At 68.9% G+C, this 691-nt stretch carries 1 pseudogene; it reads left to right on the top strand.

Going from position 1 to position 691, the window contains the following annotated elements:
* A pseudogene (locus tag O7A61_RS32320) lies at positions 1 to 691 on the top strand (peptidoglycan-binding protein); the annotation flags it as partial.

Genomic DNA, 691 nt, shown 5'->3' with positions numbered 1-691 from the left:
TCGGATGTTCCGCCGCTGGCCGGCTCGGCGCCGAGCGCCGATATCCCGAGTGTCGATCTCGACGAGCCGCTCGACCCGAAAGTCGCCAACCGCCCGCTGGAGCCCGGCTCCGGCGCGCCCGACCTCAATGCCATCATGAAGCGCGTGCGCGACGAGCGCGGACAACCGGCAAAGCCCGGCGACAGGGACGCGGCGAAATCGGATTTCATCGCCGCTGCCCGGCGCGCGGCGCAGGCGGCCGCGGCCGAAGCCGACGCCCTGAAGCGCCAGTCGACGATGAAAGGCCCGGTCAAGGCGCTCAGGATAGGCGATCTGCTCAAGGCGCGGCGCAAGCCGATCCTAATGGCTGCGGCAGCGATCATGCTGGCGCTTGCCGGCCTGCAGCTCGGCAAGGCGTTTCTTTCGGATCCCGCCCAGGTGGCAAATAACGACACGGCCCCGATCGTCGCCTCGCAGCCGGTGAAGACGGCATCTGTCGATACCGCCAGCCAGCCGAAGACCGAAGTCCAGCCGGCGGCGACAGATATCGCGCCGGCCCCTGCCGTCAGGCAGGCCGAACAATCCGCGCCGGCAAGCAAGGACGACATGACGGCGCGGACCGTCATGGCCATGCCGTCCGATACGGACGCGATGCCGGATACCGCATCCGCCGCCAGGCGCGCGGAAGAGCACACGTCTGAACTCCAGTCAC

Origin of the sequence: Mesorhizobium sp. Cs1321R2N1, from assembly GCF_037179725.1 — a bacterium.
In the GTDB taxonomy this organism is placed as follows: Bacteria; Pseudomonadota; Alphaproteobacteria; order Rhizobiales; family Rhizobiaceae; genus Mesorhizobium; species Mesorhizobium salmacidum.
The sequence above is the reverse complement of the archived record's forward strand: the minus strand, read 5'-3'. Positions and strand labels throughout refer to the sequence as shown.